This window comes from Thiopseudomonas alkaliphila (genome assembly GCF_001267175.1).
GTDB classification, from domain to species: Bacteria; Pseudomonadota; Gammaproteobacteria; order Pseudomonadales; family Pseudomonadaceae; genus Oblitimonas; species Oblitimonas alkaliphila.
On the sequence record NZ_CP012358.1, the window covers coordinates 1,207,348 to 1,222,025 of the forward strand.

A 14,678-nucleotide genomic window follows, 5' to 3' on the forward strand; every position below is an offset into this window, starting at 1 on the left:
CTAGTCTTCCCCTTTACGTTTTGCCCGTGGATGTGCCTGATCATAGACTTGGGCTAGATGCTGAAAATCCAAGTGGGTATAGATTTGCGTGGTACTAATATCGGCGTGGCCCAACAATTCTTGAACCGCCCGTAAATCTTGCGAGGACTCTAATAAATGGCTAGCAAAAGAATGACGTAACATGTGTGGATGCAAATGCTGACCTAGCTCCCGCGCTCCGGCTAAACGCACGCGCTCACGGACAGTGGAAGCAGCAATCCGCTTACCTCGCACCCCTAAAAATAAAGCGTCATCCTGCGCTGCTACCTGGCCACGAACTGTTAACCACTGCCTAATGGCCTCACAGGCTTGCGGCCCCACTGGTAAAAATCGCTCTTTTCGGCCCTTACCTAAAACCCGCACCTGCCCTGCGACTAAATCAATATCGGGCAAATTCAGTCCGGTTAATTCAGATAAACGCAGCCCTGAAGAGTAAAATAATTCCAACATCGCATGATCACGCCGCTGTACAAAATCATTCCCTTGGGGCGCATCTAAGAGTTGCGTTGCCCGATCAACATCGAGTAAGCGCGGTAGCTTTTTCGCTTGTTTAGGTGGCCGAATACCCTTCGCCGGATCATGTCGACAGTGCCCTTCACGCAATAAATAGCCATATAAGCTGCGCACCGCCGACAGCAAACGGGCAATGCTGCGGCTAGCTAAGTTTTGCTTATGCAACTCACCCACTAGCCAACGGATATGACTAGGCTCAACCTGCTGCCAGTCAGTTAAGTGCTGCTTGCACAGTAGCCGAGCTGCCTTAGATAAATCATTACGGTAGGCAATTAAAGTATGCACAGATAGCTGCTTAACCGTTTGCAAGTGGGCTAAATACTGCTCAATTGCTGCGGTAAAGCCAAGCATTAAACTATCTCCCAGGTGCTCAGCAAGCGTGCCAAGACATCTGCCAAATAGCGTAAAAACAGGGTATCCATCTGGCTATCATAATAATGCAAGCTTGGATGACCAATGGCTAACAAGCCTTTAGTTTCTTGGTAATACAACTCAGCAACCGCACACGAGCCTACCCGCGATAAGGGCTGCTCAGTAAAGATATAAGCCAAGTCAGCAGCGGCTAAACGACCACTGATAGGTTGCGGCACATTGAGTAAATGGCCCAAGCGCTGTCGGGCTTCGCTAGGTTGGATGACCCTGCCTGCCATCAATGGCTGTTCACTAAACAATAGTAGGCTATAAAACGGCACCTGAAACACATGCCGCAGGTGCTCGTCTAAACTACTCAAGGCTTCATCTAAACTGCCTGCCTCAAGCAGGGCCAAGGTCAGCAAGCGAGTTTTTTCAAACAGCTGACTATTATCTCGGGCAATAGCCATTAACTCATGGTTGGCCTTGGTTTGCTCTGCCAACTTAGCTCTAAGTAGCTGCAGCTGTTTTTCCACCAGCGAAATAGTACCCGGATGATGATGCGGGATCCGTAGCTGCAGCAATAACTCCGTATGTTCTTGAAAAAAATCCGGATGCAGAGCGAGGTACTCCGCCACTTGCTCTGCCGTCATACTGTGTTTCATACCCTGATTTTTCCTTCATACACCCGCTCAGCACTGGCGCAAATCACTGCTGGTGCGTTGGCATCAGGCCAACTAACAAGCAATGGCCCATGCGCGGTGCTAATGGTCGCCGGTGATCCGAGCCGAGCTTGACTCATGGCAAATAACGCCGCTGCACTTGCAGCCTCAATCTGATCGCACAGATGCAGCCGTTGTAAACACCAGCGGCTATGACTGGCGCTACTATGGCTGGTCAAGGTTAATAGGCTTACTCTCAGCGCGTGCTCACGGAATACGTCAGTCCACTGACGATGCAATTGCTCAACCGTTAACTGCTGCTCGCTAAGCCAAATGGCATGATTCTGCTGTAACAGCATAATCCGCTGCTGCTGTGCATTGGAGCTAATGTGGATAGCAGCCACCTCCACTTCAATCAAGCCATCATTGCGCAACTGCGCAGTAAATCGATCCTGGGATGTCTCTAACTGCAGCCGCTGCTTTAAAGTTAAGCGTTTATCAATTGCAAAGCGCACCACGCAGCGCAAATCAGCTACCGCTGGCAATACTTCATCACCTGCCGAATTAAATACCCGACAGCGAAAATCCACATCAGGCCGAGTCGGTACTTCCACCGTAATCAAGCGCTCAAAGCCAATTCCTGTCTTGCGCTGGCTCCACTCTTTAATTAAGCGCGGCTGCACATAGGCATGCTGACCAACAAGGTCAATCACCATGAAGTCAACTCCAAGGCTGTGCATCTTAGTAAAACGCAACAGCATGTGACTTACTCCGTGGGGATTTGCTCGTGGGCAAGTAACTCGGCAATGGTTTCTCGGCGACGGGCTAAATGCACTCGATCACCATCCACTAATACTTCAGCAGCACGGCCACGACTATTGTAATTCGAGCTCATAACAAAGCCATAAGCTCCTGCAGAACAAACCGCCAGCAAATCACCCTCGGCTAAGGCTAAGCGCCGTTCTTTACCTAAAAAGTCTCCGGTTTCGCAGACAGGACCAACCACATCGTATTCATACTCCGCAGTGTCGCGCGGCTTAACTGGCACAATATCCATCCAAGCCTCATACAATGCCGGGCGAATCAGATCATTCATTGCCGCATCAACCACCGCAAAGTTTTTATGCTCGGTGTGTTTTAGATACTCCACTTGAGTCAATAAAACACCTGCATTAGCAGCAATATAACGGCCTGGCTCAAAAATCAGCTTAAGCGCGCGACCGGCAATTTTTTGCCGAACGGCAGCCATATACTCACCTGCACAAGGTGGTTGCTCATCGCGATACTTAACTCCTAACCCACCGCCTAAGTCTAAGTGTTCAATGACAATGCCTTGCTCGGCTAAGCGATCAACCAGCACTAACACTCGATCTAAGGCATCTAAAAAAGGCGCCAGCGTCGTCAATTGTGAGCCAATATGGCAATCAACACCCACCACTTTAAGATGACTCAAGGCTGCCGCGCGGGTGTATACGGCTTCGGCTAGATTAATATCAATCCCAAACTTATTATCTTTTAAGCCGGTAGAGATATAGGGGTGAGTCCCCGCATCCACATCTGGATTCACTCGCAGTGAAACCGGAGCAATCACATTCATACTGGCAGCCACTTGCTGTAAGCGCTCAAGCTCTTCTGTAGACTCCACGTTAAAGCAGTACACGCCTACTTCTAACGCGCGGCGCATTTCCGCAGCGGTTTTACCGACGCCAGAAAACACCACCCGCTCAGGCTTTCCACCTGCAGCTAAAACCCGCTCTAACTCGCCGACTGAGACAATATCAAAGCCGGCGCCCAACTTAGCTAAAACATTCAATACCGCTAAGTTAGAGTTAGCTTTTACTGCAAAACAGACCATCGACGGCTGCCCGTCTAAGGCATCAGCATAAGAGCGATACTGCGCCTCTAAATGGGCTTTAGAATACACATAGGTCGGTGTGCCATACTGCTCAGCAATAGCTGTGAGCGCAGTGTTTTCAGCAAACAGCTGACCATTACGATAGGTAAAAACATTACTCATTGATCACTCCACACTTACAGTTCATAGCGATCTTTACGATGCTCTTGCGCCGCTTTTTCATCATCAGGGTGATATAACGCCCCTTTTTGTCCGCAGCCCACAGCGCCAGCTAAGAGTAGAGAAACCATCAACAACGGAAGCCAAGTACGCTTCATTAGACATTTCCTTTCAAAATTCAATAATGCTCCGAGTATACCGACCCAGCCTAAACTTGCCTATGCACAGAGACAAAGCCTAGGTAGGATTAGTGTAATTATTTTGTGACCTAAGCTTTCTAAGAGCTTGATTTTTTTACTGACTACGAGGCCAATCCCCGATGAGTATCAGCGAAGCGACGTTCCATGAGTTAGTCGATCAAACCCAGCGCCAAATTGAAGACTTACTTGAAGCCACCGATCTAGACTTTGACTTAGAAAATAGTGGCGGTATTTTGACTATTATCTGCGAGAACCAAAGCCAAGTAATTATTAGCCGCCAAGCGCCTCTTAAACAGTTATGGGTCGCGGCACGCAGCGGCGGCTTTCATTTTGACTATGACAACGAGCAACAGCAATGGCTCGACAGCAGCAGCGCACAACCACTGGCAGAGCGCTTACAAGCGGTGTTTAGCGAGCAAGCCGGTGAAAGCCTAGACTTTAGCAGCCTCTAAATTTATTTGTGCTGGGCAATCTTGCATATTTAAAGCGCTGTGGTAGCTTATTGCTTTCCTTTCTAGCTTATTTTTTATAGCTACAAATCGTTTAAATTCTCATTTTTATATTTTTAAACCCCGCTGATAACTTAGCGGGGTTTTTCATTCTATTGCGCTCTAAAAGGAGGCAACTCTATGTCAACTAAACCAGCGATCACTCTCACGCGTTTAGATATGCAGCGTTTAGAACGCTTATTAGACTCCCTTGATGACTTTACGCCAGCGGCTGAAGCTTTAGAGCAAGAGATTGCCCGTGCTCAGGTAATTGGTCACTTAGAAATCGCCCATGACATCGTCACCATGAACTCCAAAGTGCACTGCATTGAAGAGAACAGTCAAAAAGAATATGTGGTGACACTGGTCTATCCACAGGATGCAGGTAATCCTGGCACTGTATCCGTGCTGGCGCCAATTGGGTCAGCACTACTCGGTCTGAGCTGCGGCCAATCAATTAACTGGCCCACCAGTGCCACTAAAAGCTTGCAGCTGAAAGTGCAACAAATCGAGTATCAACCCGAAGCAGCCGGTGACTTCACGCTCTAGCCTAGAGCTAGGCTAAGCCAAGGCATGTATCACCGCGCTTGGCTTAGCCTTCATTGAGCAATAGTTAACTTATAAACTGATTCCTTGAGCTTGCAGCCACTGTTCTAATTGAGCTGCCGACAACGCCCCACTCATACGAGCAATCTCTTGCCCAGCCTGATACAAAATTAACGTTGGAATTGAACGAATGCCAAGCTCACCGGCTAACGACTGCTGCTCTTCACTGTTTAATGAGGCAAACCGACATTTGGCGAAAAAGTCTTCTGCTGCGGCCTCAAAAGTTGGAGCAAACTGACGACAAGGACCACACCAACTGGCCCACACATCAATCAGTAATGGCAAGTCTCCCTTAATTTGTTGGGCAAAGTTTTGCTGAGTGAGGGTTAACGGGCTATCTACTAGCACCTCAGCTTTACATTGCCCACAATGCGGATTATCGACTAAACGCTGTTTAGGTACACGATTTAAAGCGCCACATGCCGCGCAAGGAGTCACTAACATAACCACCTCTATCGATTAAAAACGAAGTTCTAGTCAGCATAGCCCTATTGCACAAAAATTCAATTTTCAATCAGTGATACCGTCTGCCAAGCCACTCAGTTGCTAACCGCCTGAAGACCGCTATACCTAGCACACAGTATAGGAGGTCAGCTATGGCGCTTAATTACCACACCCAGCAGGGAATTACATTATTTGAACTGATGATTACTCTGGCATTGGTTGCGATCCTAGCCAGCTTAGCGCTGCCAGCATTCGAGCCGTTGATCAAACGTAATCAAGTCCAGGTACTCACACTGCAACTAACGCGCAGCTTGGCGTATGCGCGTAGCCAAGCCATTACCCAACATGCCCCAATTAGCCTGTGTGGTTCCAGCAATGGCAGCGACTGCAGTGCTAGCTGGCAGTCGGGCTGGCGAATTTATCAGCCCAATAATCAGCAAACATTACGCTTTGTTCGCCTCGAATCAACTCAGCTACAACTGCAATGGCGCGGCTTTCGCCCGCAGATTCACTACTTGGCCGATGGCACAACACCAACTAGTAACGGCCGTTTACTGCTGTGCGCGCAAGACCAATTACAGCAATTACTGATTCTTAATCGTCAAGGCCGTTTGCGTACTGCTAACCTAAGTGAACGTCAAGAAAACCAAGCCTTTTGCCAATAGCTTACAGATTCACATTCACCATCGACTAAGACAGTGGTAGAATCCGACCCATCTTTTGCGTCTCATGGGTTTTATCTGCTGTCAGTATTCACAGCAGAGCGCTAATTTTCCGGCAAAGGCTTCAGCATTTAACCCGATGAGCGTTCATGCACTGGTATTCAATCCATCTTGTCACTAGATGCAGTGCACTTATTAATCTACTCGTGTGAAATTTAGCCCTGAATCCATGCAAATTATTGCTGCAAAACACCATCAATTAACCAACCAAAACTTCTCTCACAATGCGGTTCAGGTTGCTTTAACCATTCAACAGGCTGGCTTTGAGGCTTATTTAGTCGGCGGCTGTGTACGTGATTCGTTACTCGGCATGCGCCCTAAAGACTTCGATGTAGCGACCAACGCCACACCTGAGCAAGTCAAAGCCATTTTTAATCGTAACGCGCGAATTATTGGCCGACGCTTTAAATTAGTGCATGTTTATTTCGGCCGCGAACTCATTGAAATCGCCACCTTTCGGAGTGATCACGCCGAACAGCCTAGCCATAACACGGATCGCTCGGCGCATAACGAAAAAGGCCGCATTCTGCGAGATAACGTCTACGGTACCCGCGATGATGATGCAGTGCGCCGCGACTTTACCATTAATGCCTTGTACTTTGATCCAAACTCGCAACAGATCTATGACTACGCCCACGGCGTACGAGATATCCAACAGCGTTTAATTCAGTTAATCGGCGATCCACGCCAACGCTATTTAGAAGACCCCGTTCGGATGCTGCGTGCTATTCGCTTTGCGGCCAAACTTAACTTTGCGATTGAAGAAAAAACCGCCGCACCGATTCCTGAGTTAGCGCCGCTCTTGCGTGATATTCCCGCCGCGCGTTTATATGATGAAAGCCTGAAGTTATTTTTATCTGGCTATGCCCTGAAAACCTTTCATGCCTTACAACAATTTGGTTTATTTGGTCAGTTATTTCCGGCCACCCAGTTACTGATAGAACAAGGCTCGCAGCATGCGCAGTTATTGGTTGAAAATGCGCTACGCAATACCGATGAGCGGATTCATGCAGGTAAACCTGTCACCCCCGCCTTTTTATTTGCCGCGCTAATTTGGCCCGATGTGCTGGCCCGTAGCCAGAACCTTGAAGCCCAAGGCATGCATTCCATTGAGGCCTTACAAGAAGCGGCACACTGGGCGATGCACAATCAGGTGCAGCGAGTTGCTATCCCGAAACGCTTTACCCTGCCCGCCCGTGAAATATGGGCCTTACAGCAGCGCTTAGGCCGTCGCCAAGGTAAACGTGCAGAAGCCTTATTGGCCCATCCACGCTTTCGTGCAGCCTACGATTTTTTACTGCTGCGGGAAAGCGCAGGCGAAGCCACCGATGATTTAGGTGATTGGTGGACCCACTATCAAGTGGCTGAGCCTGAACAGCGCCAGCAGATGCAAGCAGCCCTAGGCCGAGCAAAGAATGGTGCCAATAAAGCCAAGCGGCGCTACCGCAAACGTACTAACTGAATCTACTTCGCCCGCCATGAGAGTTAAAGTTAAGCCGTGACTTCTTCTATTGTTTATCTGGGTTTAGGCAGTAACCTCAAGCAACCCGAACTGCAACTACAACACGCATTAAGCGCACTGGCGCAATTGCCTAATAGCCAGTTATTGGATTATTCATCCCTTTATTCCAGCACCCCGATTGGGGTGCCTGGCCAACCGCGTTACGTTAATGCAGTGGCAAAACTTAAAACCGACTTAGCACCTTTAGCCTTGCTTGACCAACTGCAAGCGATCGAACTCAATCAAGGGCGCATCCGTGACGGCGAACGTTGGGGACCGCGCACCCTAGATCTGGATATTTTACTGATTGATCAGCGCAGTATTTGCTCAGAAAGACTCACCGTGCCCCATTATCAAATGCATTTGCGGGCTTTTGTATTACAGCCTTTACTGGAAATTAGTACACCAGCACTGTGCCTGCCCAGCGGTCAGCAACTTGCACAACTGATTCAAGAATGTCCGCCAGACCCCGATTTACATATCATTAAGTCGCGTACTGCCCTTGAGCTGCCTATACTTTAGTATTAATCAAGAAGCGCTTGGCATGTTGACTTAAGCCACTGAGAACAAGAATATAACAGCCCTATTGCGTGCCTTGCCGGCACCTAAGAGGAATAACAATGAAGCCAAACATTACACTGACAACACTTAATAAACTGAAACAACAGGGTGAAAAAATCACTATGTTGACCAGTTACGATGCCACATTTTCCCATGTAGCAAGTAGCCATGGCGTTGAAGTCATTCTGGTTGGCGATTCGTTAGGCATGGTACTCCAAGGTCACGACAGCACCTTACCGGTTTCCATTGCTGATATGGCTTACCACACTGCTGCAGTTAAACGCGGCAATCAGGGCGCATTAATTGTTAGCGATCTACCATTTATGGCAGCCGCGACTCTTGAGCAAACCTATGCCAGTTGCGCCCAGCTGATGCAAGCAGGTGCCCACGTAGTTAAATTAGAAGGCGGCGCTTGGTTAGCAGACACCGTACAACGCCTTAATGAGCGCGGCATTCCAAGCTGTATTCACCTTGGACTCACCCCACAATCGGTCAATGTTTTTGGTGGCTATAAAGTACAAGGTCGTGGTGATGCTGCCCAAAAACTATTTGATGACTGCTGCGAATTAGCCGCAGCAGGCGCTGCTATGCTACTTCTGGAGTGTGTGCCTAGCGAACTAGCCAGCCGTATCAGCCAAGCGGTTGAAATTCCAGTGATAGGCATTGGTGCAGGACCAGGGGCTGACGGACAAGTCTTAGTGCTACACGATATGCTGGGACTCTCTTTAACCGGCCGCGTCCCTAAGTTCGTAAAAAACTTTATGCAAGACCAACCTTCCATTAGCTCTGCTATCGCTGCCTATGTTAAGGCAGTTAAAGATGGCTCTTTCCCTGCTCAGGAACACGAATTTTCCGCATGAACACCTTAACCACTGTTGCCCAAGTTCGCGAAGCAGTAAAAAACTGCCGTGAGCAGGGTTTACGTATTGCTTTAGTTCCTACAATGGGCAATCTACACTCAGGCCATATTGCCCTAGTTAAACACGCACTAGCACACGCCGATGTCGTCATTGCCAGTATCTTTGTTAATCCCATTCAGTTTGGCCCCAACGAAGACCTAGCGACCTATCCACGCACCTTACAGCAAGACCAAGAAAAGTTGGCCGCTGCAGGCTGCCACTTGCTGTTTACCCCAAGCGTTGAAGAAATGTACCCCGCTGGCTTAAACGCACAAAGTACAATCCGTGTGCCTTTAGTCTCTGAGGGCTTGTGCGGTGGTAGTCGCCCTGGGCATTTCGATGGTGTTGCCACAGTAGTGAGCAAGTTATTTAATATCGTCCAACCCGATATGGCGGTCTTTGGTGAAAAAGACTTCCAGCAGTTGGCTGTTATCCGTAAATTAGTGGCTGACTTTAACTTGCCCATTGAAATTCTTGGTGCTCCAATTGTACGCGATGCTGACGGTCTTGCACTGTCTTCACGTAATGGCTACCTCAGTGATGAAGAGCGCCAACAAGCTCCGGCTTTATTCCACTGCTTAAAGGCGCTGGTTGAGAAAATTGTGCAAAATCCGCTCGAAATGGCTTCGGCTATGGAGCACACTAAGGCCCAATTAAGCGCCACGGGCTTCACCCCGGACTATCTTGAAGTGCGTGATGCAGACACCCTGGCCCCTTGGTCTGAGGAATCGCGCGCGGGGGTTGTCTTAGTGGCTGCCACCATCGGCACTACCCGTTTAATCGATAACCTAAGCTTTACTCTTTAATTTTGTCTGCAAGCCATTTGAGGTGGCTTGCATTTAGCCTGGCACTACTTTTAAGCGTCTGTTGAGGAAAATACTATGCAAAGCATCATGTTGAAAGCTAAGCTGCATCGCGCCGTGACCACTCACGCAGTGATTGATTACGAAGGCTCTTGCGCGATTGATAGTGACTGGCTCGATATGAGCGGCATTCGCGATAACGAACAAATTCAAATTTATAACGTAGATAATGGTGAACGTTTCACTACCTATGCAATTCGTGGTGAAGCTGGGAGCAAAATCATTTCGGTCAATGGCGCAGCGGCCCATAAAGCAGCCGTAGGCGATCGCCTAATTATTTGTGCCTACGCAATCTACGATGAAAGCGAATTAGATGCGCACCAACCACGTATTTTATACATGGACGCCAACGGTGATTTAAGCCATAGCAGCCACGCTATTCCTGTACAGCTGGCTTAATCGTTGTTACTTACCCTGCCCTTAATTAAGGGCAGTTTTGGATCTGCCTTATGACCACGCTAAATCATACTGATGCCAGTTTACTGCCTGCTTGGAAAGCGTTAGAGACGCACCAGTTGGCGATGCAGGCCTACTCGATGCGCGACGCTTTCGCCGAAGACCCGCAGCGCTTTGCTAAGTATTCCTTGCAGCATGAAGGTTTACTGCTGGATTTTTCTAAAAACCTCATCACCGAGCAAACCCTTGAGCTCTTGCAAGACCTAGCCCAGCAAACTGGCGTGAAAACAGCGATTCAACAAATGTTTAGTGGCGAGGCGATTAATGGTTCAGAGCAGCGCCCTGCTTTACATACGGCGCTGCGACGCCCGATAGGCGATCGGCTAGAAGTTAACGGCCAAGACATCATTCCCGAGATTCATCAAGTATTGCAGCGTATTACTGAGCTGGTAGGTAAAATCCACAATGGCTTATGGCGAGGCTATACAGAAAAAGCCATTACCGATGTGGTTAATATTGGCATTGGCGGCTCTTTTTTAGGTCCACAGTTAGTTTCTGAAGCTTTATTACCCTATGCCCAACAAGGGGTACGCTGTCATTTTTTAGCCAATATTGATGGCAGTGAATTCCACGAACTGAGCCAGCAGCTCCAAGCCGAAACTACGCTGTTTGTTATTTCTAGCAAATCATTTAGCACTCTAGAAACCTTAAAAAACGCTGAAACTGCCCGTAGCTGGTACTTTGCTCAGGGTGGCTGCCCAGATAAGCTGGATCGTCACTTTATTGCCGTCTCAAGTAATACCCAAGCCGCTGAACAGTTTGGCATCGCCTCAGCTAACGTATTTCCTGTATGGGACTGGGTGGGCGGACGTTACTCTTTATGGTCAGCGATTGGCTTACCTATTGCGCTGTCGATTGGCATTGCCAATTTTAAAGAGCTACTGGCTGGCGCTTGGGATATGGACCAACATTTTCAAAGCGCGCCATTTAAGCAAAATATGCCAATGCTAATGGCACTTTTAGGGATTTGGTACGGTAATTTTTGGGGCGCGCAAAGCCAGGCGATTTTGCCCTATGATCATTACCTGAGAAACTTCACCCAGCATTTACAACAGCTGGATATGGAGTCTAATGGTAAACAAGTACGTCAAGATGGCGCGCAACTGAATTATCAAAGCGGTCCAGTAATTTGGGGAGGCGTAGGCTGTAATGGTCAGCACGCCTATCACCAATTACTGCACCAAGGCACACTGCTCATCCCTGCCGACTTTATTGTACCCATTGTGAGCTACAATCCTATTGGTGATCATCATCAATGGCTGTACGCCAACTGTTTATCGCAAAGTCAGGCACTAATGCAAGGCAAAACTCTAGAAGAGGCTACTGCTGAACTACAAGCTGCAGGCTATAGCACAGCAGCCGTCACGGCTATTGCTCCACACAAAGTTATTCCAGGTAACCGCCCCAGCAATACCCTAGTTCTTGAGCGGGTTAGCCCGCGTAATCTAGGTGCATTAATTGCACTCTATGAGCACAAAGTATTTGTCCAAAGTGTTATCTGGGGTACCAATGCCTTTGACCAATGGGGTGTTGAGCTTGGGAAAGTCCTAGGCCATGAAGTGTATCAGCAACTCATAGGAAGCCATGCAGCAGCCGAACTTGATCCTTCTACCCAAGGCTTAATTCAGTTTTTCCGCCAGCGACACCGCGGTTAGCATCTGCCGATCATACAAGCCGGCAGCCCATTTTTTGGAGTATGGAAGATCTGCAACTCCCTATCAGCTAAACGAATAACAATTAAAATCATTCATTTGGCTTATTAAACTTGCAGGACATTTGATATAGGATTCATCTAGAGTAATCTAGTATTTTATCTAGCTAAATCTAAGTAAATCTTACCAGCAAAGGTGTAATTATGCGTGAAGTCGTAATTGTTGCAGCAAAACGTACTGCTATTGGTGCCTTCCAAGGCAGCCTAGCCAATGTCTCAGCGCCTGACTTAGGCGCTGCAGTTATCCGTGATTTACTAGCAGAAACCAAAGTAGCCGCAGAACAGGTTGATGAAGTCATTCTCGGCCAAGTATTAACTGCAGCCAGCGGACAAAACCCAGCGCGTCAGTCAGTTATTAAAGCCGGTATGCCCGTTCAAGTGCCTGCTTTTACCTTAAACAAGGTGTGTGGTTCAGGTCTTAAAGCTCTGCACTTAGCAACCCAAGCAATTCGTTGTGGCGACGCCGAGATTATTATTGCTGGTGGCCAAGAAAATATGAGCCTATCTCCCTATGTGCTGCCAAAAGCACGGACTGGCTTACGCATGGGTCATGCACAAATGGTTGATAGCATGATCGAAGACGGCCTGTGGGATGCATTCAACAATTACCACATGGGCATTACAGCGGAAAATCTAGTAGAAAAGTACGGCCTAACCCGTGAAGAGCAAGATGCCTTTGCTGCTGCTTCCCAGCAAAAAGCAGCTGCTGCTGTAGAAGCTGGCGTATTTGCCGATGAAATCACTCCAGTTGAAATTCCACAACGTAAAGGCGATCCGATCGTCTTTGCAAAAGATGAGCAGCCACGTGCAGGCACCACCGCTGAATCATTAGCTAAGTTACGCCCTGCCTTTAAAAAAGACGGTAGCGTCACTGCAGGTAACGCCTCAACCCTAAACGACGGCGCTGCTGCGGTCATGCTAATGAGCAAAGAAAAAGCTCAAGAATTAGGCTTACCAGTACTGGCAACCATCAAAGCCTATGCCAACGCAGGTGTTGATCCAGCAATCATGGGAATTGGTCCTGTTGATGCCACCAAACGCTGCTTAGCAAAAGCCGGCTGGGCGCTCAATGACCTAGACTTAGTCGAAGCTAACGAAGCCTTCGCTGCTCAAGCCCTATCAGTCAATAAAGAACTCGGCTGGGATACCAGTAAAGTGAACGTCAATGGCGGCGCCATTGCTTTAGGACACCCAATTGGTGCCTCAGGCTGCCGCGTACTGGTTTCTTTAGTTCACGAAATGGTACGCCGAGATGCGAAAAAAGGTCTGGCTACACTGTGCATTGGTGGTGGACAAGGTGTTGCGCTGGCTATCGAACGTTAAGCAAGCCTTGTGCTAGTCCTTTCACCTACGAACTTAACTAGCACAACCATATAACCCCCAAACAGTAATCATTGTTTGGGGGTTATAGTTATTTCGACATACTTAACATCTAGTATTTAATCAACACTTAAGCTTATTACAGAAGCGCCTAACCCACACAATAAACAGTGCCAAAAGCTAATCGCCAACAGCTATTAACTCAATTTTACACTAGGCTTGCGTCACGTAACGTAAAATCTCCACCACTTGCTCGCAGGTAGTGGCCCATGCCATAGCTGCTGCATCCACCTCTTTTAATGGATGAATAATATCTTCTCCATGCAAGGTAATATAGGGCTTACCTAACGCTGCGCAATACCCTGCGTCAAAAGCAGCATTCCACTGCTTATACTTATCCCCAAAACGCACCACCACTAAGTCACTTTGCTCAATCAAGGTTTTAGTACGAATCGCATTCACCTTAGACGACTGATGGTCACGCCAAAACGCCTCGGTTTGCGCTCCTAAATGATCCCCCGCAGCATCACTTGCAGCATGATCTGTTACTGGCGCAGTAAAGATAACATCTAATCCTAACTGCTTAGCTCCTTGAGCAATTTCTTCACGCCAATCGCTATGGATCTCACCCGACAAGTAAACAGTAAAGCTCATGTTTTTTATCTCCTCATCAACTCACAAAAGAGTGCATGCTAGCCTAGAGAGCTTAGTTTGCAAAATAAACCGCGTCACAAGTATCTCTTTTTAAAAAAAGGAGGCAGAATATAAACACACTATCTTTTTAAATTAGCTGGAATCTGATTGTGGGTATATTTCGTACTATTTTAGTATTTGCAATTGCTTTTGCTATATTCATAGCTTGGAAAAAAGTCACAACTAACCGAAAGCCTAACTACTCTGTACGTAATATTCAAACAGTACGCTGCGCACACTGCGGTATGCATTTAGCAAAGTCTAGTGCATTAGCTTATCAAGCTGAATGGTTTTGCAACAGAAACCATAAAGACGCTCATTACTCACACTAATTTAAACTCTCAAGTTTGATGATGCTTAAATAGCTAAAACAATTATGCTATTTAAGCAACCTCTGCAGCCAAATATGAGTTTTGCGATTCTGGTAACCTCCGTCACGACAACCTTGTATACATGCCCACTAGCATGATTATTTATAAGTACTCAAAAAAATCTGTACAATTCTTTTTCATTCTTCAAGAGACTAAGCTTCCTTCACTAACAGTCTTACCACTGAACGAAACTTGACATCGACTAATCACTCTATAGTGGACGTACTTAATACGTAATCTCTTATTTAAAGCTCAAGGAATTAC

18 protein-coding genes are annotated in these 14,678 nt (G+C 47.6%); 11 read left to right on the forward strand and 7 right to left on the reverse strand.

The window, feature by feature from the left end:
- The 5 genes from xerC to lptM are packed head-to-tail and all read right to left on the reverse strand — an operon-like array spanning position 1 to position 3,737.
- Positions 1–903 carry a tyrosine recombinase XerC gene (gene xerC / locus AKN87_RS05785; protein ID WP_053102776.1) on the reverse strand — a complete coding sequence of 301 codons (903 nt, stop codon included), beginning with the start codon at positions 901–903 and terminating at the stop codon, positions 1–3.
- A complete protein-coding gene (locus AKN87_RS05790; protein ID WP_053102777.1) occupies positions 903–1,568 on the reverse strand; it encodes a DUF484 family protein in 666 nt (221 codons plus the stop codon). Before AKN87_RS05790 ends, xerC begins: the two co-directional genes overlap by 1 nt.
- Positions 1,565–2,326: a diaminopimelate epimerase gene (locus AKN87_RS05795; RefSeq protein ID WP_080995510.1), complete on the reverse strand. Its 762-nt coding sequence runs from the start codon at positions 2,324–2,326 to the stop codon at positions 1,565–1,567. The genes AKN87_RS05790 and AKN87_RS05795 overlap by 4 nt, the downstream gene beginning before the upstream one ends.
- Positions 2,327–2,331: 5 nt before the next feature.
- On the reverse strand, positions 2,332–3,582 hold the full coding sequence (lysA, locus tag AKN87_RS05800) for a diaminopimelate decarboxylase (RefSeq protein ID WP_053102779.1): 1,251 nt from the start codon (positions 3,580–3,582) through the stop codon (positions 2,332–2,334).
- 14 nt (positions 3,583–3,596) lie between these two features.
- On the reverse strand, positions 3,597–3,737 hold the full coding sequence (gene lptM, locus AKN87_RS05805) for an LPS translocon maturation chaperone LptM (RefSeq protein ID WP_053100216.1): 141 nt from the start codon (positions 3,735–3,737) through the stop codon (positions 3,597–3,599).
- A 161-nt stretch (positions 3,738–3,898) separates the two neighbouring features.
- On the opposite strand from lptM, the gene cyaY reads away from it, so the two are divergent.
- Both cyaY and rnk read left to right on the forward strand, forming a co-directional pair.
- Positions 3,899–4,231: an iron donor protein CyaY gene (cyaY, locus tag AKN87_RS05810; RefSeq protein WP_053100219.1), complete on the forward strand. Its 333-nt coding sequence runs from the start codon at positions 3,899–3,901 to the stop codon at positions 4,229–4,231.
- A gap of 177 nt (positions 4,232–4,408) precedes the next feature.
- A complete protein-coding gene (rnk, locus tag AKN87_RS05815; RefSeq protein WP_053100221.1) occupies positions 4,409–4,816 on the forward strand; it encodes a nucleoside diphosphate kinase regulator in 408 nt (135 codons plus the stop codon).
- Between the two features lie 69 nt (positions 4,817–4,885).
- Here rnk and trxC read toward each other — a convergent pair whose 3' ends face one another.
- Positions 4,886–5,317, reverse strand: a complete 432-nt coding sequence (gene trxC / locus AKN87_RS05820; protein ID WP_053102780.1) for a thioredoxin TrxC — start codon at positions 5,315–5,317, stop codon at positions 4,886–4,888.
- Positions 5,318–5,469: 152 nt separating this feature from the next.
- On the opposite strand from trxC, the gene AKN87_RS05825 reads away from it, so the two are divergent.
- The 8 genes from AKN87_RS05825 (at position 5,470) to AKN87_RS05860 (ending at position 13,353) form a co-directional block, all read left to right on the forward strand.
- Entirely contained in the window at positions 5,470–5,982 is a 513-nt protein-coding gene (locus AKN87_RS05825; RefSeq protein ID WP_053100224.1) for a GspH/FimT family pseudopilin, read from the forward strand.
- Between the two features lie 226 nt (positions 5,983–6,208).
- The gene (pcnB, locus tag AKN87_RS05830) at positions 6,209–7,501 is read left to right on the forward strand and encodes a polynucleotide adenylyltransferase PcnB (RefSeq protein ID WP_080995511.1); all 1,293 of its coding nucleotides are present in this window, start codon (positions 6,209–6,211) and stop codon (positions 7,499–7,501) included.
- 36 nt (positions 7,502–7,537) lie between these two features.
- The gene (gene folK / locus AKN87_RS05835; protein ID WP_080995512.1) at positions 7,538–8,062 is read left to right on the forward strand and encodes a 2-amino-4-hydroxy-6-hydroxymethyldihydropteridine diphosphokinase; all 525 of its coding nucleotides are present in this window, start codon (positions 7,538–7,540) and stop codon (positions 8,060–8,062) included.
- 98 nt (positions 8,063–8,160) lie between these two features.
- Entirely contained in the window at positions 8,161–8,961 is an 801-nt protein-coding gene (gene panB / locus AKN87_RS05840) for a 3-methyl-2-oxobutanoate hydroxymethyltransferase (RefSeq protein WP_053102782.1), read from the forward strand.
- Positions 8,958–9,806 carry a pantoate--beta-alanine ligase gene (gene panC / locus AKN87_RS05845; protein ID WP_053102783.1) on the forward strand — a complete coding sequence of 283 codons (849 nt, stop codon included), beginning with the start codon at positions 8,958–8,960 and terminating at the stop codon, positions 9,804–9,806. Before panB ends, panC begins: the two co-directional genes overlap by 4 nt.
- A gap of 75 nt (positions 9,807–9,881) precedes the next feature.
- Positions 9,882–10,262 (forward strand): aspartate 1-decarboxylase, encoded by a 381-nt coding sequence (panD, locus tag AKN87_RS05850; protein WP_053100230.1) that lies wholly within the window; start codon positions 9,882–9,884, stop codon positions 10,260–10,262.
- 50 nt (positions 10,263–10,312) lie between these two features.
- Positions 10,313–11,974: a glucose-6-phosphate isomerase gene (gene pgi / locus AKN87_RS05855; RefSeq protein ID WP_053102784.1), complete on the forward strand. Its 1,662-nt coding sequence runs from the start codon at positions 10,313–10,315 to the stop codon at positions 11,972–11,974.
- Positions 11,975–12,174: 200 nt separating this feature from the next.
- The gene (locus AKN87_RS05860; protein WP_053102785.1) at positions 12,175–13,353 is read left to right on the forward strand and encodes an acetyl-CoA C-acetyltransferase; all 1,179 of its coding nucleotides are present in this window, start codon (positions 12,175–12,177) and stop codon (positions 13,351–13,353) included.
- A 210-nt stretch (positions 13,354–13,563) separates the two neighbouring features.
- Here the strand turns inward: AKN87_RS05860 and AKN87_RS05865 are convergent, their stop codons facing one another.
- A complete protein-coding gene (locus AKN87_RS05865) occupies positions 13,564–14,004 on the reverse strand; it encodes a YtoQ family protein (RefSeq protein ID WP_053100240.1) in 441 nt (146 codons plus the stop codon).
- A gap of 149 nt (positions 14,005–14,153) precedes the next feature.
- On the opposite strand from AKN87_RS05865, the gene AKN87_RS12580 reads away from it, so the two are divergent.
- Positions 14,154–14,375 carry a PP0621 family protein gene (locus AKN87_RS12580; RefSeq protein ID WP_350353760.1) on the forward strand — a complete coding sequence of 74 codons (222 nt, stop codon included), beginning with the start codon at positions 14,154–14,156 and terminating at the stop codon, positions 14,373–14,375.
- The last annotated feature ends 303 nt before the right edge of the window (positions 14,376–14,678 follow it).

Excerpts from the sequence above, each read along its gene's own strand:
- panC (WP_053102783.1), top strand. The coding sequence starts at position 8,958 with ATGAACACCTTAACCACTGTTGCCCAAGTTCGCGAAGCAGTAAAAAAC.
- AKN87_RS05865 (WP_053100240.1), bottom strand. The coding sequence starts at position 14,004 with ATGAGCTTTACTGTTTACTTGTCGGGTGAGATCCATAGCGATTGGCGT.
- rnk (WP_053100221.1), top strand. The coding sequence starts at position 4,409 with ATGTCAACTAAACCAGCGATCACTCTCACGCGTTTAGATATGCAGCGT.
- trxC (WP_053102780.1), bottom strand. The coding sequence starts at position 5,317 with ATGTTAGTGACTCCTTGCGCGGCATGTGGCGCTTTAAATCGTGTACCT.
- xerC (WP_053102776.1), bottom strand. The coding sequence starts at position 903 with ATGCTTGGCTTTACCGCAGCAATTGAGCAGTATTTAGCCCACTTGCAA.
- AKN87_RS05860 (WP_053102785.1), top strand. The coding sequence starts at position 12,175 with ATGCGTGAAGTCGTAATTGTTGCAGCAAAACGTACTGCTATTGGTGCC.
- cyaY (WP_053100219.1), top strand. The coding sequence starts at position 3,899 with ATGAGTATCAGCGAAGCGACGTTCCATGAGTTAGTCGATCAAACCCAG.
- panB (WP_053102782.1), top strand. The coding sequence starts at position 8,161 with ATGAAGCCAAACATTACACTGACAACACTTAATAAACTGAAACAACAG.
- AKN87_RS05795 (WP_080995510.1), bottom strand. The coding sequence starts at position 2,326 with ATGCTGTTGCGTTTTACTAAGATGCACAGCCTTGGAGTTGACTTCATG.
- AKN87_RS05825 (WP_053100224.1), top strand. The coding sequence starts at position 5,470 with ATGGCGCTTAATTACCACACCCAGCAGGGAATTACATTATTTGAACTG.
- AKN87_RS05790 (WP_053102777.1), bottom strand. The coding sequence starts at position 1,568 with ATGAAACACAGTATGACGGCAGAGCAAGTGGCGGAGTACCTCGCTCTG.
- panD (WP_053100230.1), top strand. The coding sequence starts at position 9,882 with ATGCAAAGCATCATGTTGAAAGCTAAGCTGCATCGCGCCGTGACCACT.
- lptM (WP_053100216.1), bottom strand. The coding sequence starts at position 3,737 with ATGAAGCGTACTTGGCTTCCGTTGTTGATGGTTTCTCTACTCTTAGCT.
- pcnB (WP_080995511.1), top strand. The coding sequence starts at position 6,209 with ATGCAAATTATTGCTGCAAAACACCATCAATTAACCAACCAAAACTTC.
- lysA (WP_053102779.1), bottom strand. The coding sequence starts at position 3,582 with ATGAGTAATGTTTTTACCTATCGTAATGGTCAGCTGTTTGCTGAAAAC.
- pgi (WP_053102784.1), top strand. The coding sequence starts at position 10,313 with ATGACCACGCTAAATCATACTGATGCCAGTTTACTGCCTGCTTGGAAA.